General features: G+C 76.0%; 1 protein-coding gene and 1 tRNA gene. Both read right to left on the reverse strand.

The features are described 5' to 3' along the window. Window positions 1–337: 337 nt before the first annotated feature. Window positions 338–413 (reverse strand) — tRNA-Arg (locus PKY62_RS13155). Window positions 414–460: 47 nt separating this feature from the next. Next, the gene (locus PKY62_RS13160) at window positions 461–1,873 is read right to left on the reverse strand and encodes an HNH endonuclease signature motif containing protein (RefSeq protein ID WP_324537685.1); all 1,413 of its coding nucleotides are present in this window, start codon (window positions 1,871–1,873) and stop codon (window positions 461–463) included. Window positions 1,874–2,134: the final 261 nt, after the last annotated feature.

Consider the following 2,134-nt stretch of genomic DNA (forward strand, 5'->3'; position numbering starts at 1 on the left):
CGTCACATCGCAGCGGATATCGGCACCGCGGCGGTTTCCCCCCAGCGGTACCGCGCGGAGACGCCGCCCCAGCCTCAGGCTCACGCGCCCTCACTTCCGGGGAGCGGGCGGAGACCCATCTCAGGGCTAACCCCTCAGATGACTCGTTGCGGGCCACACGGCGACTGGAGACGCCGGGCGGAGGCTGGTGCCGGTCCGTAGGCCTTCCACGTTCTTGGTCAGACGTCCGCATCCTGGGAAGAACCGCTGACCATACGCTGACCACAAGGGAGGGAGTGCGCCCAGGCAGCCCCTGCAGAAGACGCGCATCGATCGGCCCTGACCTGCACAAACACCCTGGTGCGCCTGGGCAGATTCGAACTGCCGACACCCGCTTTAGGAGAGCGGTGCTCTATCCCCTGAGCTACAGGCGCGTGGCCCCGTCGGGGCCGTGGGGCGGGAACGAGCGTACCGCCAGGACTCAGAACGGCGGGGGCCCCGCGGGACCCGCCCCCGCCCGCACCGCCGCGAGCCGCTCCACGGCACCGTGGTCACCGGGCGTGACGCGGTACCGCCGGCCCGCCGGCGTGGTCCACTCGAACACACCCGGCGCGACCTGCGCGAGCGCGAAGCCCCCGTCGGTCTTCACGGCGTGGTCCCGCGGGCACAGCGGACCGAGGTTCTCGGCGCTCGTGGGCCCCAGGGCACGCCCGTACTCCACGGTGTGGTCGAGGTCGCAGGACTCCGCCGTGGCACCGCAGCCGGGCCGCGCGCACCGACGGTCGCGCGCACGGACGTGGTCGGCGAGCGCCTCGGGTGGGCGGTAGGTGGTGCGCCCGACGTCGAGCACGGTGCCGGACAGCGGATCGGTGACGAGGCGCCGCCAGGTGCCCTCGCGGGCGAGCGCACGGGCGACCTCGGCCGTGATGGGGCCGTAGCCGGCCAGCTCGCCCGGCTCGTCGGTCAGGCCGAGCAGGGTGGTCAGCGGCACCGTCACGCGGATCTCGGAGCGCCGGCCGGGGCGCCGCGCGTCCTGGTTCCCAGCCCCCGCGGGCACCCGGCCCGTCGTGAGGTCAACGAGGACGTCCGCGCGCAGCTGGTCGAGCGTGCGCGGGTCCCCGAGCGACCGCGCCGACCGTGCCAGGGCATCGATCCCCGCGTCGAGCCGGGCCGCGTCGGCGGCCGGCAGCACGGCCCAGACTCCCGCCATCCCGTCGGGAAGGAAGCGCGGACGGTCGAGGTGGCGCCCCCGTGCCGCGACCTCGTGGCGGGTGTGGGCACCGGCCGGGTCTGCAACCACGAGGGCTCGGGCGACGTCCTGACCGAGCTGGGCGGCCGTGCGGCAGTGAGCGGCAGGCAGCACCGCGTCCTGGACGTCCAGCGCCAGCGGCACGGGCACATCCGCCAGCGCCCGGACCAGCACGCGGGCCCTGGCGAGGTCGATCTCTCCGCGGCCCAGCGCGTCGCCCGTCGCGGCGAGCGCGCCCTGGAACGCCCGGCCGTCCCGCACGAGCGCCCGTGCGGCCGTCCGCGAGCAGCTCAGGGCCATCGCGAGCTCCTCGCCTGCGACGTTGCGCTCCGCGACCGTCCCGGCCGACCGCGGCCAGACCGGGTTCATCGAGGGGCGGTCGGCGAGCTCTGCCGCGGCCCTCGCCGCACCCGCGGCGGCCCACGCGACCAGGCGCTGCCAGCCGGCGACGGCCTCGACCACGGTGTCGTCGTCGGCGTCCTCGACGCTCCCCTGCTCGAGGAGCCACGCGAGGTCGGTGCCCGGGAGCACGCCCGCCAGCTCCTCCGCGCGGAGGGCTGTCGACGGGAGCACGGCGTGCAGCTGCGGGCCGAGGAGGTCCCACACCTCGACCGCCGTGCCACCCCCCACCTCGCCGTCGTACATGTGTTCGATGTTATCGGCGGCTACTGACACGCGGCCGGGCACCCGCCGTGCGAGGATCGGGCGATGGTCGCTCGCTTCACCCGTCGCTCGCGCTCGGACGGCACGCGTCCGGACGGCAGCCGTCCGGCTCAGCCACCCGGCGCGCACCCCGGCCCGCACCCCGGCGCACACCCCGGCCCGCACCCCGGCACACTCACGACACCCGGCACCCCGGCCCCGCAGACGGTCGGCCGCCTGACCGGGCCGCCCCCCCCCCCCCCC

It is taken from the genome of Actinotalea sp. (assembly GCF_035443605.1).
Classification (GTDB): Bacteria; Actinomycetota; Actinomycetes; order Actinomycetales; family Cellulomonadaceae; genus Actinotalea.